At 34.2% G+C, this 16695-nt stretch carries 24 protein-coding genes; 13 read left to right on the top strand and 11 right to left on the bottom strand.

The window, feature by feature from the left end:
- Positions 1 to 278 precede the first annotated feature (278 nt).
- The gene (locus ACQKII_RS23705; protein ID WP_427462899.1) at positions 279 to 1067 is read right to left on the bottom strand and encodes a class I SAM-dependent methyltransferase; all 789 of its coding nucleotides are present in this window, start codon (positions 1065 to 1067) and stop codon (positions 279 to 281) included.
- Positions 1055 to 1486, bottom strand: coding sequence for a BrxA/BrxB family bacilliredoxin (locus ACQKII_RS23700; RefSeq protein WP_427462898.1), 432 nt, complete (start codon positions 1484 to 1486; stop codon positions 1055 to 1057). The genes ACQKII_RS23705 and ACQKII_RS23700 overlap by 13 nt, the downstream gene beginning before the upstream one ends.
- Positions 1487 to 1829: 343 nt before the next feature.
- On the opposite strand from ACQKII_RS23700, the gene ACQKII_RS23695 reads away from it, so the two are divergent.
- Positions 1830 to 2087 (top strand): hypothetical protein, encoded by a 258-nt coding sequence (locus ACQKII_RS23695; RefSeq protein ID WP_427462897.1) that lies wholly within the window; start codon positions 1830 to 1832, stop codon positions 2085 to 2087.
- Positions 2088 to 2363: 276 nt separating this feature from the next.
- Here ACQKII_RS23695 and ACQKII_RS23690 read toward each other — a convergent pair whose 3' ends face one another.
- The 4 genes from ACQKII_RS23690 to ACQKII_RS23675 form a co-directional block, all read right to left on the bottom strand.
- Positions 2364 to 3071 (bottom strand): hypothetical protein, encoded by a 708-nt coding sequence (locus tag ACQKII_RS23690; RefSeq protein ID WP_427462896.1) that lies wholly within the window; start codon positions 3069 to 3071, stop codon positions 2364 to 2366.
- Between the two features lie 83 nt (positions 3072 to 3154).
- On the bottom strand, positions 3155 to 3541 hold the full coding sequence (locus ACQKII_RS23685) for a M15 family metallopeptidase (protein ID WP_427462895.1): 387 nt from the start codon (positions 3539 to 3541) through the stop codon (positions 3155 to 3157).
- 72 nt (positions 3542 to 3613) lie between these two features.
- Positions 3614 to 4006: a hypothetical protein gene (locus ACQKII_RS23680; RefSeq protein WP_427462894.1), complete on the bottom strand. Its 393-nt coding sequence runs from the start codon at positions 4004 to 4006 to the stop codon at positions 3614 to 3616.
- A 129-nt stretch (positions 4007 to 4135) separates the two neighbouring features.
- Positions 4136 to 4312 carry a hypothetical protein gene (locus tag ACQKII_RS23675; protein WP_427462893.1) on the bottom strand — a complete coding sequence of 59 codons (177 nt, stop codon included), beginning with the start codon at positions 4310 to 4312 and terminating at the stop codon, positions 4136 to 4138.
- Between the two features lie 678 nt (positions 4313 to 4990).
- Here ACQKII_RS23675 and ACQKII_RS23670 point away from each other — a divergent pair.
- The 8 genes from ACQKII_RS23670 (at position 4991) to ACQKII_RS23635 (ending at position 11892) form a co-directional block, all read left to right on the top strand.
- Entirely contained in the window at positions 4991 to 5356 is a 366-nt protein-coding gene (locus ACQKII_RS23670) for a helix-turn-helix domain-containing protein (protein ID WP_427462892.1), read from the top strand.
- A gap of 148 nt (positions 5357 to 5504) precedes the next feature.
- Positions 5505 to 6971, top strand: a complete 1467-nt coding sequence (locus ACQKII_RS23665; protein WP_427462891.1) for a hypothetical protein — start codon at positions 5505 to 5507, stop codon at positions 6969 to 6971.
- A gap of 36 nt (positions 6972 to 7007) precedes the next feature.
- Positions 7008 to 7859: a DNA adenine methylase gene (locus ACQKII_RS23660; protein ID WP_427462890.1), complete on the top strand. Its 852-nt coding sequence runs from the start codon at positions 7008 to 7010 to the stop codon at positions 7857 to 7859.
- A gap of 344 nt (positions 7860 to 8203) precedes the next feature.
- The gene (locus ACQKII_RS23655) at positions 8204 to 8410 is read left to right on the top strand and encodes a hypothetical protein (RefSeq protein ID WP_427462889.1); all 207 of its coding nucleotides are present in this window, start codon (positions 8204 to 8206) and stop codon (positions 8408 to 8410) included.
- Between the two features lie 98 nt (positions 8411 to 8508).
- Positions 8509 to 8850 carry a helix-turn-helix domain-containing protein gene (locus ACQKII_RS23650; RefSeq protein WP_427462888.1) on the top strand — a complete coding sequence of 114 codons (342 nt, stop codon included), beginning with the start codon at positions 8509 to 8511 and terminating at the stop codon, positions 8848 to 8850.
- Between the two features lie 58 nt (positions 8851 to 8908).
- The gene (locus ACQKII_RS23645; RefSeq protein WP_427462887.1) at positions 8909 to 10027 is read left to right on the top strand and encodes a tyrosine-type recombinase/integrase; all 1119 of its coding nucleotides are present in this window, start codon (positions 8909 to 8911) and stop codon (positions 10025 to 10027) included.
- A gap of 88 nt (positions 10028 to 10115) precedes the next feature.
- Positions 10116 to 10850: a hypothetical protein gene (locus ACQKII_RS23640; RefSeq protein ID WP_427462886.1), complete on the top strand. Its 735-nt coding sequence runs from the start codon at positions 10116 to 10118 to the stop codon at positions 10848 to 10850.
- 478 nt (positions 10851 to 11328) lie between these two features.
- Positions 11329 to 11892 (top strand): hypothetical protein, encoded by a 564-nt coding sequence (locus ACQKII_RS23635; protein ID WP_427462885.1) that lies wholly within the window; start codon positions 11329 to 11331, stop codon positions 11890 to 11892.
- A gap of 342 nt (positions 11893 to 12234) precedes the next feature.
- Here ACQKII_RS23635 and ACQKII_RS23630 read toward each other — a convergent pair whose 3' ends face one another.
- The 3 genes from ACQKII_RS23630 to ACQKII_RS23620 all read right to left on the bottom strand — a co-directional run bounded on the left by ACQKII_RS23630 (position 12235) and on the right by ACQKII_RS23620 (position 13106).
- Positions 12235 to 12369, bottom strand: coding sequence for a hypothetical protein (locus ACQKII_RS23630; protein WP_427462884.1), 135 nt, complete (start codon positions 12367 to 12369; stop codon positions 12235 to 12237).
- 271 nt (positions 12370 to 12640) lie between these two features.
- Entirely contained in the window at positions 12641 to 12853 is a 213-nt protein-coding gene (locus ACQKII_RS23625) for a hypothetical protein (protein WP_427462883.1), read from the bottom strand.
- A 31-nt stretch (positions 12854 to 12884) separates the two neighbouring features.
- Positions 12885 to 13106, bottom strand: a complete 222-nt coding sequence (locus ACQKII_RS23620; RefSeq protein ID WP_427462882.1) for a hypothetical protein — start codon at positions 13104 to 13106, stop codon at positions 12885 to 12887.
- A gap of 183 nt (positions 13107 to 13289) precedes the next feature.
- On the opposite strand from ACQKII_RS23620, the gene ACQKII_RS23615 reads away from it, so the two are divergent.
- From ACQKII_RS23615 to ACQKII_RS23600, 4 genes are all read left to right on the top strand, one after another.
- The gene (locus ACQKII_RS23615) at positions 13290 to 13535 is read left to right on the top strand and encodes a gamma-type small acid-soluble spore protein (protein ID WP_427462881.1); all 246 of its coding nucleotides are present in this window, start codon (positions 13290 to 13292) and stop codon (positions 13533 to 13535) included.
- Between the two features lie 163 nt (positions 13536 to 13698).
- A complete protein-coding gene (locus tag ACQKII_RS23610; RefSeq protein ID WP_427462880.1) occupies positions 13699 to 13890 on the top strand; it encodes a hypothetical protein in 192 nt (63 codons plus the stop codon).
- Positions 13891 to 14040: 150 nt separating this feature from the next.
- Positions 14041 to 14235, top strand: a complete 195-nt coding sequence (locus ACQKII_RS23605) for a hypothetical protein (protein WP_427462879.1) — start codon at positions 14041 to 14043, stop codon at positions 14233 to 14235.
- Positions 14236 to 14545: 310 nt separating this feature from the next.
- Entirely contained in the window at positions 14546 to 14788 is a 243-nt protein-coding gene (locus ACQKII_RS23600) for a VOC family protein (protein ID WP_427462878.1), read from the top strand.
- 570 nt (positions 14789 to 15358) lie between these two features.
- Here ACQKII_RS23600 and ACQKII_RS23595 read toward each other — a convergent pair.
- Complete coding sequence (locus ACQKII_RS23595; protein ID WP_427462877.1) at positions 15359 to 15706, bottom strand: hypothetical protein; 348 nt, start codon at positions 15704 to 15706, stop codon at positions 15359 to 15361.
- A gap of 161 nt (positions 15707 to 15867) precedes the next feature.
- Positions 15868 to 16125 carry a DUF1871 family protein gene (locus ACQKII_RS23590; protein ID WP_409972784.1) on the bottom strand — a complete coding sequence of 86 codons (258 nt, stop codon included), beginning with the start codon at positions 16123 to 16125 and terminating at the stop codon, positions 15868 to 15870.
- Positions 16126 to 16695: the final 570 nt, after the last annotated feature.

Here is a 16695-nt window from a genome sequence, read left to right as displayed (position 1 = left end):
AGGATGTATAAAAAACACTCCAGTAAATCCCCCTCTATCGTTAGTTTAAAGGTTACACAGCCAGCGAATGAAGTATCTATTTCAAAAATAGGCCAAATCGAAAGCATTTCGAAAACGTTGGCGTACTTTCATTTCGTCGTATCTTCCCAGTCTTGTTAAATCATCTCGAAGTACAACTGCCCGTAACTCTGCAGTGAGCTCAACGTCTGCATAATTTGACTGGCGGGCATCATTTTATTTTTCATATGTATACCCACCTATCCAAGTCTCGCAACTTGTCATGCCTTAAGGACGCCATAATGGAATTTCGCCGTTACCCTCGTTAACTGTTGAAAACCGTATTGCTCAAACCATTCCGAACGAAAATGTGCTTTCAATACGACACGCTTTTTAGCGACACGTCTTGCTTCATTTATCCAGTCATCTGTTAATGCTAGATGCTCTCCAGCGAATCGTAATGCTTCAAAATTAGTAGCCTCTTCAATGATTTCCTCAAACATTGGATCCATGTACACGACATCGAAAGCATTATCTGGTAATGATTTCAAATAAGTGACTGCTTCCGTCTGTATGACTTCTATTTGACGCATACAGTCTGTTAGTGGCAACTCAGACGTATCATACGTCTGCATGCCTCGCTCCACAATAAAGGCTACGTTTGGATTGGCTTCAAGCCCAATTACACGGCCACTTTCTCCAACTGTGTATGCCGCAAGCATTGCATCAGCAGCAAGACCAAGTGTACAATCTAGCACTGCATCTCCTGTTACTAGCTGCGTCGCCTCCAAAAACGGTTCAGCCTCCCCACGGGCCACACGCTTCAAACGAAAAGCAGCGGAATTTGGATGAAAGAAAAATGGTTCACTCGCCCCAAAAGCATAATAATCATAGCGATTTTTCCCCGCAACCATAACATTGGCCTGCATTTCCTGCGATATCTTTCGCACTGAGCGCTTTTTTCGAGGTTCAAACAAGATATTTAAATTTTTGCACGCAAAAGCAGCGAGCGCCATCGACACGTCGTCTGGTCTGCCCGCTGTAGTGACAATTGTTGTTATTTCTCGCATGTTTGCTCTAGAACGCCCGTTAAATGCGCGGTAATTTGCTCCACAGGGAAACCTTCAATTTGCTCACGTGGAATAAAGTACGCTAATTCGCCATCCTTTAAAATGGCCATTGATGGTGAGCTCGGTGGGACATCCTCAAAAAAACCACGCATAGCCGCAGTCGCTTCAGGATCTTGTCCTGCAAAAACCGTCACTAAATTATCCGGCTTCACTGCCGCTACCGCTTCACGCGCAGCAGGTCGTGCTAGCCCAGCGGCACAACCACACACGGAATTAATAACCACTAATGACGTGCCCTTCGCCTCTGCCATAAATTCATTCACTGCATCCGCAGTCGTAAGCTCACTAAACCCTGCTCCCACTAACTCCTCACGCATTGGTTTTACTACTTGCTTCATATATTCATCGTAAGCGTTCATCTTTTTACCCTCTTTCATATGTATTCACAAAGCCCATTATAGCAAGGTTTCTCACGAATGTACAAAGACATGCTTTTTACCTAATTTCACAGGTTTTCGGGGGAAATGTGACTTTTTTGTGATTTTGGTGACTTTTTTGTGTAACGAAAAGCGTCTTGTTCAACACTCGTTTCACACCTAATAAATGGGATTTATTTCTGCTTTTTGAAAGTATTTTGCTTCGTGGATATGTTTTTTTCAAGATGGATAACTAATTACGGTTGTCTGTTTTTTATGTGTACATTTAATGCCTAATTACCTAAAATGGTAAATAGTAGATTTAAAGGAAGGCGTGGAATAAGTAATGAGTAATTGTCCTAATTGCTTGGCAACTAATTCATATAAACAAATTTATAGAGGAAGTAAAACATTATTAATATGCGAGTATTGTAATGCGGTTAAGGAAGATGTACCAGTAAGAGAAGAGACTATGAGAGAAGTGACAGTGAGAGTAGAAAATGAAGTGCAAAATGAAGTACGAACGACTACTTTTATAGAAAAAGTTTTTATAATTTTTGGCGTGTCAGTAGTCGCTTTGATAGGTTATTTTCTTCAGAATTAAAGCTTTTTCATATTTTATACACAAAAGCTCATGCTTTATGAATTTTTATAAATGCTCGCAGTATTTTATATAGTTGCTGCGAGCTTTTACTTTTATACTATTTTGTCATCTGAATCAAAATATTGTTTCTACTCCTATCACCTTGCACTAATGGAATACATTCTTGAACTTCCGGAACCTTAAATTCATATTCATAAATGTGAAAAAGCCCAGGCTCAAAATTAATTTAGTACCTGGACTTTGAATAAAAATATTTTTTGAAACGCATTTAACATTTTAGTTTGATGTTTGGATAGACGTTAATATCCCATTATCAAAATACAAATAATTATAATTATCGTATACCCATTGTTCACTTGTCCCATATGCATTAACAGTTTTGTTAATATTGCTTGGAGCCCCCCAACTACTTAATAAAACATCATCTTTCGTCATACCTATTGTCACACCGCGAGAAGCTTTTTCTTGAATTAATCTCTTTCTTTCATTGCTTTCTCTTCTTTCAACTTTTTGACTTTCACGTTCATTTTCTAGTTGTTCCATTTCTTCTATATGTTCCGCGATTTCTGTACCAAATTTACTTTCAATAAATGCTAAAGTATCCTTGTTAAGATTTTTAAAATGTAATTCATCGTAGTCTCTACTAGGAAATTCAGAGGCGTTATCGAAAATCCTTTTAACTGATTTATTATACAATTCAATAATTTTCTTTGTAGGTTGTAAATTATTCATATTAGATAGAAAAGTATTTCGATAATGTAATATAACCGTGTCATACTTTTCGTTATTATAATGAGTTATAATTTGCTGCTCTATATTATTAAGTTTCTCTAATTCCTCATCACTATAATCTAATATCTCTTCTACTTCGGCACTTGTTTCAGAAGTTTCACCTTTATTTAATTTAGCAGTACCTAAAATAAAATACCCTGCTCCTCCTATTAAAATAATCAATAAAATACTTGCAAGTAATACTTTTCTCACACTACACACCCCTACTATTTATGTATTGAATTTACCATTTATAATACATATTACTAAATATTAACGTGCGTGTGTATATATTTTCATCTATTTCTACATCTTTGTTGAATAGTAATATACAAACCAACCAAACGATCAGTTGTCATGCTACCACTTTGTAAATCCTTCAAATGCGATTCCTGAATAATACCGACTTTAATAGCCTGTGCAATAAAGTTTTCTGTTTCAGTTTTCATAGCTGGCGAACCTGGATTCCAATTTGTCACTTTGATTTCCTCCTTTTTGTCTTCTACAATTAATTGAACTTGCATTTTGCTATTTGTTGGAACATTTATTTCCCCTTCTAATTTGTATCCTTTTGGCATTTCCCAAGTTGGGTTAACTTCAAAATGCGGTCGGTCGATACTACCTACCCAATCGCCACCCCATGTGATACCTAGGTTACGAGCAATAGCCCCTACCCGATTCAATGTAGTCACATCATATAAAGCCTTTGGAGGGCCAACTGCAATATCCCTTAGGATCATCTCTATTAATAAGCATTAGTTCAACTTTTGTTGATAACGAAAGGCCTTGGAACGAAAAGCCATCACCATATGATTGACCACTTTTTCAACTTCCTCTGAGCGTTGCATTTCTTTTTTTATATGAGCTAGTTCAATCTCGGCTTTCTCACGCTTGGCTTTTTCATGTAGCCATTTTTCATAATCTAATGACTCTACAACATCATTTTCATCGATGCCTTCTGAAGACAATTTCAGAAACGTAACATATTTGCTGACTGTATCGATTAAATCAAAACGTCCATACCCAGCACGACTTATAACACCTTCTTCAACAAGTTGGCGAACACGCATTTCAGTCAAATTGAACATTTTAGCAATGGCTGCTGTATTTACAACGATTTCTGATATATCCGTTTTTCCTGCTGACATAACATCACCTCATTTATCTTTGCTATTTTCTCAAAATTTTTTGCTTTTAAAACATAAAGACAGAGCCGATCTACAATGTGTAGAATCAACTCTGTCTTTATGTTTTGATCTTTCGTAAAACTCGAATAACTAACGAACGCCTCCGTTAGTTGAAATAATATCTAGTGTAACTGCACCCCAATAAAGAATACTAAAAGCAAAAAAGGCTATAAAAAATGTAGCTATAGCTTTTGGTAATTTACCGTAAAAATATATTAATGCAATACCGATTAGTATATGAACAACAGCAAAAAATAAAAAACTCATTTACCGAACCCCCTACCTTGATTTTACCATTTCGCCTTAATCAAACAATAAGATTTTCTTAAATTAACCTGTTCCATTACTTGAATAGCGACAGGATGGAAGGAACACCTTTTTTCACCTTGTATCTAGCCGGATTTCGGGACTCGCGAGACCCGCAGGCCAGCCTTTTTTCGCCAGAAGAACCTATATTTTTTAAATTATGTATCATTTACACACAATTTAAAAGTTCCTCCTATGAAAATTCACTTTCGTCACTTGATTATAAAAAGCGACACCTCGACATCACATCGAAGTATCGCTGGGGTCTTCCTCATATCCATTTATCACACAATATCATCTTAACACATCTAAAAACCAAATCCCTGTCAAAAATCTCCCAAAAGTCTCCCATTTTTCTGTCATGCTTCTTTCAGAAAAGGTGTTTTCACAAAAATTGTTGCTTCTGGTTTGGCTATCTTTTGACAAGTTAACTTTTCCTTTGCACGGAATTCCTTTAATTTTTCAAGAGCCAACTTTAACACCTCCTAACCAAAAATTAACATCTTGTTAACTATATATTAGTTAACTAAAACGGAACTGTAAATAGTTTTACATAAAATAATTTCTATTTAGTTAACTAAATGTATATTTGTGTGTTATCTATCAGTTAACTTGTATAATTAAATATATCGAAATGAGGTGTTTTTATTGAACGGAGAGCGCCTAAAGCAACTTAGAAAAGAAAAAAATTTAACTCAAGCAGAACTAGGAAACAAAATTAATGTTACCAAGGTTTCTATCTCTGGTTATGAAAGTGGAAATCGCTCCCCTGATACAGATACTTTACAAAGACTAGCTGATTTTTTTGAGGTCAGCACCGACTACCTTCTTGGTCGTACAGACACACCTGCACTCACACCACAAGAAAAAGACGAAGCTACTTTCCAAGCCTTCGCCAACGATCCAGAACTGAATGTATTCTACAAAGAGCTGCCCGAATCAGACGAAGAAGCCGTACGAAAACTACGCAACATTTGGGAAATAATTAAAAAAGAGAAAAAATAGGACATGCTGTAATGGCATGTCCTTAAATACGGCCTTCTCATGTAAAATTTAAACATTAATGGGTAGTTAAAATAACATTTTACGTGTATAGTAGGTATAATTTCACAATCAAATTTATTTATAAAATCTAATTTATGAGGTGTTTGTTTTGCGTAGAGAAGAAGTAAGTTTAGACAAAATTCATATAAATCTATTAAACCCACGTCATTTACCACAAGAAAATGAAGAAAAAGAATTTGAACAAATGATCGAAAATGGACAATTAGAAAATTTATTAAAAGATATTGCACAATTTGGATTAGATCCAAGTGAAAATCTTTTACTAACATATGATGAAGTTCTCCAAGCGTATATTACCGAAGAAGGAAATAGAAGGATAACAGCATTAAAATTATTAAAAGACCCTGATTCTTTACCTATTTTCATTAAAAATAGAGAAAAATACATAGCGATGATTAAAAATACTATACGTGAGACTAAGTACAAAAACATAGAAACTATTCCCGCTGTAATAATGGATAATGTTCCATTAATGAATCATTTCATCGAATTAAAACATACAAAAAATCATAGTGGAGCCGGACGACTAGATTGGGATACTGAATCTCAAATTAGATTTCAAAAGAAGAAAGATCCTTTTAAATTTAATCTACTTAATTTACTAATGAAAATTATTCCAGGAAAAACAAGTAATTTTAATATTACTACAGTAGAAAGAATTATTGGTGACCCAGATATGAGAAAGGCCTTATTTTTAGAAATACATAGACCAACAGGACTAATTAAATTTACTAATAAAGCTGGATACGATGGTTTTGTTTTTATAGTTAAAGGTTTATCAAATAAAACTCTTACAGTTGGAAATTTCCATAGTAAGGAAGATAGAATAAGATTCATAAATGATTTTTTGATTATAAATTCCGAAAATAATACTGAAGGAGATATAGATATTGAAACTCCACTAGTATTTGATAATTTAACATTTGATGATATTGCAGCAACTTTAGATAATCCTGCACTTCCAATAATTAGTGAAGGCAATGATACTATAGAAGATGAAGTGGGTACAAAATTGGAAACAATCAATGACCTTACAACAGAAAACGTCATTGCAGATGACTCTCAAATTAAACCTACTAGGAACACGAGACAACCAGAACCGAAAAAAAGACCATATTTTTTTCATGGTGTTAACTATAAAGGAGATTTATATGGAATAAAACACTCTTTATTTGAAATTCACCGAATAGAAGCAAAAAAATTCACCTTGTCAACAACGATGCTATTTAGGACTTTATTTGAATGTGTAATTCAACAATACGTCATAGTAAATAACTTAGAGATAAAATCCAAATCTCCTATTGATTCCCTATCAATAGCAAGTCTATTAAAAACTTGCACAGAAAATAGTAACGGTAATTTTAAGTCATTAGAAAAACATAACAGTACAATTGCAAGGATACTTAACGAAGCTTATGCGCAAAAAGATTATGATGAATTAAATATTGTCACTCATGGTAACCAAAGAGGTCCATCTTATATTAAACTTGATGACATTGAAAGACGTTGGTATGAAGCCATTAAAATAATGGTTGAGCAAATTTCTGGCCATTAGTAAACAATTTTGCTAGTCTAATTTTGAGGTGATAATATGGCCAACTTATCCCCCTTACGTTATCCAGGAGGAAAAGATAGAACTTATGAATATGTTCGTTATTTAGTTCAGGAACACAACATAACTACTTATATTGAACCATTTGCAGGAGGGGCTGCCGTAGCCCTTAGACTTTTGTTAAATGATGATGTAAGAAAAATTATAATTAATGATGTAGATAAAAGTATTTTTGCATTATGGAATACTATTAAGACAAACCATAAAGCATTAATTCATCTAATTGAAACCACTGAAGTAACAATAGAAGAATGGTATCGTCAAAAAGATGTTCAGTTAGAAAAAGATATAGTAGACGAGCTTCCGTTAGCATTTTCTACCCTATTTTTAAATCGTACTAATAGATCCGGGATTATAAAAGCTGGTGTAATTGGTGGTAAATCTCAAGATGGTAAATATAAATTAGATTGTCGTTTCAATAAAAAGGAATTAATTAGGAGAATAATTAATATAGCGAATAGAGCTGATTCTATTGAAGTTCATAATTTGGATGCACAAGATTTTATTACTTCAGTTATAAAGAAAACTAGAAAATCACTGACATTTTTCGATCCTCCTTACTATGATAAAGGGCCAGATCTATACACAAATTTCTATAAACATTTAGATCATGTTGAATTGGCCAAAACTATCAAGAATGAAATGAAAAATCGCTATTGGATTTTAACCTACGATATCGCTGAACAAATAGAAAAAATGTATGGCGGATATATACCAAAAAGATATTCGTTAAATTATTCAATAGCCAAGCCGACTAAAGGTCAAGAATTTATTTTCTTCTCAAACAAAGTGCAGCCTGGTGATATAGAGTTATATTTAAGAGTCATCTAACCCTACTTTCCCAAAGTAGGGTTTTATTGTACACTTAAAACGAACACTTGTTCTAAATTAATTGTATTTGGGTATGTTTGAATCAATTATACAACACATACAGAGGATTTTATTCTGGAGCTTTACACACGAATGGGCATTTTAACACCACAGCAACTTAATTTCCAAACAATCGCAATACAGCTTGAGATTCGATTGTTTTACTGGCCAGATAAGAGCCAAGCCCTCTTTTTATATAAACGTGCATTCATATTTTTAAATGAACAGCTTAAGGAACAGCAGATATGGCAGAATTTTTGCCATGAGCTAGCGCCATACTTTTACATAGTGGACATCAAGGGCGTATGTCTCCACTATTTCGTGAATACCAAGATAATAAGGCAAACAACTTCATGTATCATGCCTGTATTCCCTCCTTCATGCTGGATGAACTGGAGCATTGTGATGCAGGTGCTCTCACTGTCCAACATGTACAACAACTATTTAATGTCGAATATGATTTTGCTGTAAAAAGATTAGATCAATACATAAGCAACAAACAATTATGCTGAATTGGAATAGCCTATTGGATGTAGCTGTTTTATATTCATGAAAAGATATACATTCACACAAATAGGCATTCAAAAAAAATGAAAAGAAGGTGAAGGATATGAGCTTAGGTTCATTACTGAAAGAACTTCGTGTTGATGAGGGCTTACGTGATGCGGCAAAACGAATGGAAATTACGTATTCTTACTTGGCCATGTTGGAAAAAGGCACTGATCGACGCACAGGTAAACCACTAATGCCAACACCTGAAACGTTACAGCAAATCACCAGCGCCTATAAATACGACTACATGAAGCTAATTGAGGCTGCGGGTTATTTGCATGATCAGGCTTACAACTCTGCATTAAAAGAACCGTTCGCACATAACCCCTCTTTACAGCAATGGTATAAGTCTTTACCCGACTGTAATGAAAAAGACGTTGAGAAACTGAAAACGATTTGAAACGTAATTCATGAAGGTGGTGACAGCTAATGCATTTCGTACAAATTAATAAGACGACATGGCGTTGTCAGGTGAAGGCCCACGTAATCCAGCCACTGGTAAACGGCGCCAAATTACCCGTCGTGGTAAAAGTAAAGGCGATGCAAGGGAAAAAGTCGAGAAAGCCATTGCCGAGCTGAAAAAAGCATATACCTTTGATGCAAAGGTAACGTTCGATGAGTTTAGCCAAGATTGGCTGAAGCTCTATCGCATGAAGGGCAACAAGGAAACGACCAACGAGCATTGTGCCTATTGCATTTCCCTACTTAATCGCTACTTAGCGAAAAAGAAAATGACCGCCATCACGACCATTGAAATACAAGGCACCCTCAGTCACCTATTTGAAAATGGCACAGCCTTTTACACGCTGCGCGGCACACACAATGCTGCGAAGATGATGTTTGCCTATGTGAAGAAAATTGGTTTAATTGAAATGAACCCTGTTGAAGCTTCATTTGTACCGAAGAAAAAGCTGACGTTAGAGGATGTTAGTAATGAGGAAACAGCCAAGCTCTATTTAGAAACCGAAGAATTGAAGGAATTTTTAAGTTACGTGGACAAGCACCGCAACATCATGTACCGCACCCTCATTTACACAATCGCCTTCACAGGCATGCGCCCAGGTGAAGCGATTGCCCTGAAATTAAAGGACATTGATTTAGATAAAAAAGTCATTAACATTAACAAAACGGTCTATGCGAAAAAAAGCATTCGTGGCGACTTCGAGCTCACACCACCCAAAACCTTTGGCAGCGTCCGCTCCGTGGATATTGATGATATTGTCGTTGAGAAATTGAAACAACTCTACCTATGGCGTGAGGATCGCGTATGGATCAAATCCAACTTTGTATTCGGTGATAAGGAAGGCATCCCCCCTACAGTCAAGATGCTTAACCAAACCGTCCGCCGCCTCGGTTCCCTCACCGACATCAACAAACAATTCCGCACCTACATCCTCCTCCATACACATATTAGCTTGTTGGCAGAGGCAGGAGTGGATTTGAACTTCATCATGAATCGAGTTGGCCACAAAAACTCTGAGACAACTACGAAGATTTATTTACATGTTACGTCAGAGATGCGAGCAGTTGCTACGGAGAAAATGCATGCTAAGTTTACGGAGTTGTTGGTGGAATAATTATTTTTCATAGTTTCAATTTATTTGAACTCAATAATAAAATAAGTATATACTGGAAAAAATATGAATGAAAGTGGTGTCTACAATAGTGCAATCTAAATTATATTCTAGTATTTCTCGAATTGATTCTAGTTGGTCAGATTTTTTTACGCCAACTATACACAAATGTTTATTAGACATAGAATCGCGAATTGGACCTGATTATGTACCTTTAACAAATGAAGTTTTAAAATTCACACAAGTCGATTTAAATAATGTGAACGTTGTCATTTTTGGTAGGGATCCTTACCCGGGGCTAGTAAATAACACACCTATAGCAACTGGTCGTGCATTTGAAGTAAGAAACTACTCATCTTGGACACAACCAACAAAAAATGCATCTTTACGAAACATATTCAAATTATTGTATATGAATAAGTATCAAAAAAAACCTGCTATTAAACAAATGAGGAAAAAAATTTCTAATGGCGCTTTTAAACTATCTCCACCAAATGTTTGGTTCACTAATATGGAAGCTAATGGTGTTTTATGGCTAAATACCGCATTAACATGTAAAGAAAATGGAGACCCAGGCTCACACGTCGAAATTTGGAAGGAATTCTCAAAAGAATTAATTAAATTTATTCATAAAAATAATAGTCAGATTACATATGTATTATGGGGGCAATCAAGGGTATTAAGACCCCAGCTAAAGCAATTAGGTGTGTCTGATAAAAAAATTTTGGAAAGTGACCATCCCTCATCAACAAGAAATAAACAAAATACTAGCTTTTTTAAACAAAATTTCATATCTTCTATTGATAATATAAAATGGTTAAGTTGATGTTTGTGGGGAAATTAGGAAAAATATTTAATTATTGTGACTTTTTTCTAAAAGCAACCTAATTTATCCTCTAAAAACGTTAATATATTAAGGTTTACAAAAAAAATGAACGCTTATATTCATCGTAAGCGTTCATCTTTTTACCCTCTTTCATATGTATTCACAAAGCCCATTATAGCAAGGTTTCTCACGAATGTACAAAGACTTGTTTTTTGCCTGATTTCATGCATCTTCAGGGGAAATGTGACTTTTTCGTGATTTTGGTGACTTTTTTGTGTAACGAAAAGCGTCTTGTTCAACACTCGTTCCACACCCAATAAATGGGATTTTATTCTGCTTTTAGAAAGTATTTTGCTTCGTGGATATGTAGCTTTCAAGATGGATAACTAATTAGGTTGTCTGTTTTTTATGTGTACATTTAATGCCTAATTACCTAAAATGGTAAATAGTAGATTCATTTGAAAGCGAGGTATATGTATTGAATAATTGCACTAACTGCTTGGCAAATAATTCTTATAAAAAGATTATTAAAGATGGTTCAATACTATATGTATGTGAGTATTGCAATACAGTTAAAGAAGATACTAAAGAGGATATTGTTAATAAAACTCCTTCCTCAGTTACAGAGTTAGTATCTGAAGCTGAAGAAGTTCCTAAGTATAATGAAAAAAATGTAGCTACAGCAAATTTTTTAATTGGAATAACATTTATCTTCTGTTTATTAGTATTTATAGCAAGCGTATCTGCCCCTTTTCAGAAGTTGATATTTAAAGTAGATAGGTACGTAACCGTTATTTTTGAATCTGATGAGGCAAAAGCAGATCGTACAATTACTCCTGACGAATATAAAAAAATAGAAATAGGTATGAGTATTGACGATGTAAAAAAAATCGCGGGATATCATCCAAACATAGTAATAGTCTATGAGGAATATAAGTATATTGGTCAAAACGGAGTAAAAGAAGATGCTTATGTAAGTTTGGAGTTTTCTGACGATAAGTTAATATCGATTTATGAATATGGATTATTAGAAGAAGAATAGGTTTATTTACTCATTGAGAAGAATTGATAGACCAGGTTCACGAAAATGAGCGCCTGGTTTCATTATTTTTCTACGACTAATTCAATCTTTTAATCGTTCAATTATTTCTAATAGCGATACACAACTCTCAGAAGATAAACGAAAATTTGTTTCTTCTTCTCCCTCTATAAATTTCATTTTTATTTATCATACAACAAAAAAAGAGGTCGTGGAAATAATTGTAAATTTTTAACCTTTTATATTAATTAAGATACCTAATCTCTTAAAAAATATGGACCGGCCATGTATATCTTGCCCCGAACGTGTTTATGGGGCGCTGGTCGGTCGTCGGTCTGTCTGTTCCTAATATTTAGGATTTGATAAATACCAATGGAGGAAACCTTTACCGCCCGTTCCTACCTCCAAGTTAACATTACCGTATGCAGAAAATAGAAGCTTTTGAACATCTGGAACATTTGTAACATATGTATCAGACATTAAGTAGCGTCACCTTTTATGATGAATTTAGTTACTTAATTAAAAGGTAACAACTAAATATTGGAGGCACAGTTTGATTCAAGTACAAAATTAATTTAATCCAATTAATTTTTATTTAACCACTTCTTTGTTGGTTAGATGTGCCAATAAAAAGACGCCGAAGATCACTTCAACATTATGTCTAAAATACGCTCACGTATGCGCTGTACGCTTCGCTTGTATGGCTCATATTAAGCTTGCTTTGCTCCAATCCATCGGAAAGGCATGCCTTCTAACAACCAGTAAAGCACCTCTTGCTCAATGTCACATAAACCTTGTCGATTAGATTTTGCACCACAATCAATTCATTTTTGATTTTGTTGATTCGCACCTCACGTGAAGCTCTAATTTGAACATGTGCATGCACTGGATCACTGTTACCTCCAACAGCTTTCGGCATAGTCGCTTCAATTCCGTACTGCGGCTTTTTATTTCGACTATCCATTCTTCCTTCTAAAATTTATTTACAATCACTGTTAATACATAAGTTTTTCCATAATAGCCCAGACTTTATTGCATGTTGTATCATATCTATATCGATTAAGCGTTTTTGATTGGTCGTTTTGAGTACCTCGCCTTACCAAATTAAACCCTCTTGCTTCAAGGTCAGCAATAGCAATATCTAACTCTGTATCATTTTTCCGCTGTATTGGTGGTAATCTAAATACGCCATTATGAGCTGATAAGCGATTAAACATCCATTCATCCCCTTATAAAATAATCAACTTATCGTGAGCAACAGGGTCATATTTTATTCAGTGAATATTTAGGGATTTTTGGTTATTGAATATAGTTTGTTGATTCAGCAATTTTTCAAATCAGAAAAAATCTACGGATAATAGAACATGTTCTGAACAGACTAAATTCGGGAGGTGAAATCCATGCCAAATAATAACAACAACCAATACGTTAACCAAATCAAACAACAAATCCAACAAGCAGAAGCTAACAAAAATCAAGCTTCTGGTCGATTCGCAACTCCGAATGCAATGAATTCAATGAACGAAGAATTCGGGACTGAGACAGATGTTAACCATGTCAGACAACAAATCCAACAAGCAGAAGCTAACAAATATCAAGCTTCTGGTAGTAATGCAAATAATGGTTACGAAAACAATACAAATTAAGTTGATTGATCCTAAACCGGCAGCCTTTTTTCTGCCGGTTTTTTGTTTGCACCTGCTGAACATTATGCTCATTTGTTCAGTTAATCTCCATGCTGTAGCGTCTGATTACGCTGCGGCTTTTTTTATGTTAAAATTTACATAACTTACATATTGAGGTGATGCTATGGAAAACAATAAATTAATTTGCAAGTCATGCGGCGGTAATTCATTTGGCGAAGGTAAACTTGATGGTTATGCTGCCTTAAGACCAGTTGACAATTTTTTCTCTACAGGATCTCCACTTATTTATACTGTGTGTCAAAATTGCGGAGAAGTAGCTTCAATTAAGGTTGCAAAACCACAAAAGTTCAAATAGTTTCGTACTGAAGCTGTAGCGTCTGCAAACGTTGCGGCTTTTTCTTTTCATCATATTGTGCAATAATTAAATCAATCTACATTTTCAAATATACCCCAATTATGTTATACTTCCATAAGTTGTTAATCCAAATATTAGGGGTTGCTATGCATGAAAACACATTCTAAAATTGGAAAAATCATTTATTTTTTAGGCATCTTTTTGCTTATTAGCGGAACGGGAAGATCAACTGGTTCCCTCGAATACAATTTATTTATTCCAAATAACTCTGTAGCATTAATTTATATTTTTATGGGACTTGCTATTATATTTGCATCAGCCTTTATCAAGCCACAAAAAAATTAGTAGTTAATAATTTTCCATCAATGAACAATATCTTTCTGATACGATTGATTCCCCTTTTTACAAAACACTTTACTTTTGTGGTATAATTACCCAAAAGGAGGCTTGTAAGAATTATGTCATTATTGTTTTTTCTTGTTCCAGCCTTTGTAATTTGATTTTTGATTAAGTTCATTAGCTTGCAGCAGGAACAGAATGAAATCCTAAGAAAAATATCTGACAAGCTTGATAAGTAATTTAATCGGATGGGAAATCCCATCTTTTTTAATGCACATTTTCTTTCGATTAACCCTCATACAGTACAACCTTTTCCTTGTTCCTTAACAATTTTAATACATGGTTACAATTAGGCGATTTTTATATTGAAATACAAACTGGAAAACAAGATGAAATACTTAGTAACGTAAACATAAATTCTCAAGGTCTAGTTCATTTTTGTTTATGGGTAGAAGATTTAAAATCAGTGGTATCTCGCCTATGTGAATTAGGCATCGAATTCTTAATGAAGAACATGAATTCATTTACCATGTTGAGAATGGCAGTTTATGCAAAATAAAATCTCCTGAAGGAACAATTGTAGAGCTTCGTAACAACAAAGGAATTTAAATAACTACTCGTTAGTTTAAGTACATTTCTTCACAAACTTTATAATAATATCAACATAAATTTCCAACGAAAAATCATCTCACCTCTAAAAATCTATAGAGGTGAGATGATTTTAATCAAACTTTTTTATAAAGCTACATTTACTTCCTTCTATCGTGTTTGAAATTTTATCTTTATTAACTCGTGTAACTTGATATTTGGAATATCCTTTAAATATTTATTATTTCTTAATACAATACGCATTTCATAATGCCTTGCTAATTTAAATAGATTCATTATTAGAAAGCAAAAAGCATAACCAAGAGATAATGATAAACCTGAAATTAGGAGAGGAGTCAAAATTTATATTGCTGTAAGTTGACCATAAATTCTGTTATCCATTAAGGAAAATAGTATAAGAAACGCAACAATATAACATTCCTTAGTTAACAAGGGTCTTAAAAATAACCTTTTAATTCGATAAGGAAGAACATTAAAGTTAGAAGTCACATTATAATTTATTGTTCCCAAACATAGTTTCCTAGAATTTAAATACCTGATTTTTTTCCATATCAATTACCGGCACGAAATGTGTATTACTAGGGCGTGCGATAGCAATAATAAGACCATCATCTTTAGAAGCTGGTGCATCGTGCGTAAGATAGTACTTTCTATCCTCCAAATGTGCATTAACTTTTAATCCAGGTACATACTTTTCAATAACCTTTTGAGCTTCTGCAGAATTGATGAATTTTTTATATTGTTTATTATCAAAAAATTCTCCTACTATTGAATGGTTCATATTTTTGCCAACCGCTTCTTTAGTTGGCTCTCTAATAAACTTTCGCATTGTTCTTTTAGACAGTAAAGGCTTATTATTTTTAGCCAAGTGGAGATTTTATTAACACAATTGCGTAGATACCACAATTAGAACCGATTGAGAGAATGTAACTTTTTTAATTAGTTGTTTTAAATTATCCATTCACTAAACCTCCTGTTCACGCATAATAAAAGCCCCATTACATAGTGATATTACTTAAATGCCATTTTTTAACTGTTATTGATTTTGTTCCAAATTTTTAACGCACTTGGATAACAATTATTAATCGAATATACTTCATCAACCGAAAACATTTTTACAAAGACCTCATGTATCACAACAGCTAATTTTTCAACAGAAGTTGCTGTTGGTAATAGTTCTACAATCAGCCTAATTTCTGGGTCATATTCATCGTCAGGTGTATGATGTAAAAATTGCTTCGGATCCCAATCATCAATTACTTCTTTTACAATTTGATAGTGTTTCATATTATCCCTCCTTTGAATTGATTTTTATCTTATTTTACCATAAACACTATTTAACTAAATTACGCAGTTAGTTGAATAACGACAATCTTTTAGAAAACAGCCTTTATCTTTAACATTTATTTTAATCAGTATGGAAGGAACACCTTTTTCCGCACTGTTCTAAAGACCCCCATTAGTACAATAACTGATGGATTGAAAGGAAAATTATTAGTATCGCCATCGCTATTATCAAATATGAAAAAATGGATTTCTTGTCTTTTCTTAAATTTCGTATTTCATTTACAAGTAAATTTATAGCTATAAATATGAATGCGATTTCCGTTAAATTATCGTAAGCAAATCCAAGTATCGCCAGTAGCAATGCGACGATAGCAATAACAATTTGTATCTTATCTAACTTATTAAAAGTTTTTTTCATCGCTTCTCCTTTTTACCATCATTTGAAATAAGTTTTACCACAAGAAAAAGTTGCTTCTTGATACAGATAGGTAAGCCTTTGAAGTTATCGCTGGCTTTTCCCCCTGTTCACACCGTACGTGCGACTTTCACCGCATACGGCGTTCCAACTAA

This window comes from Lysinibacillus sp. NPDC048646 (genome assembly GCF_050272295.1).
In the GTDB taxonomy this organism is placed as follows: domain Bacteria; phylum Bacillota; class Bacilli; order Bacillales_A; family Planococcaceae; genus Lysinibacillus.
Note: the sequence above shows the minus strand (reverse complement) of the source record. Positions and strands in the feature narration are given on the sequence as shown.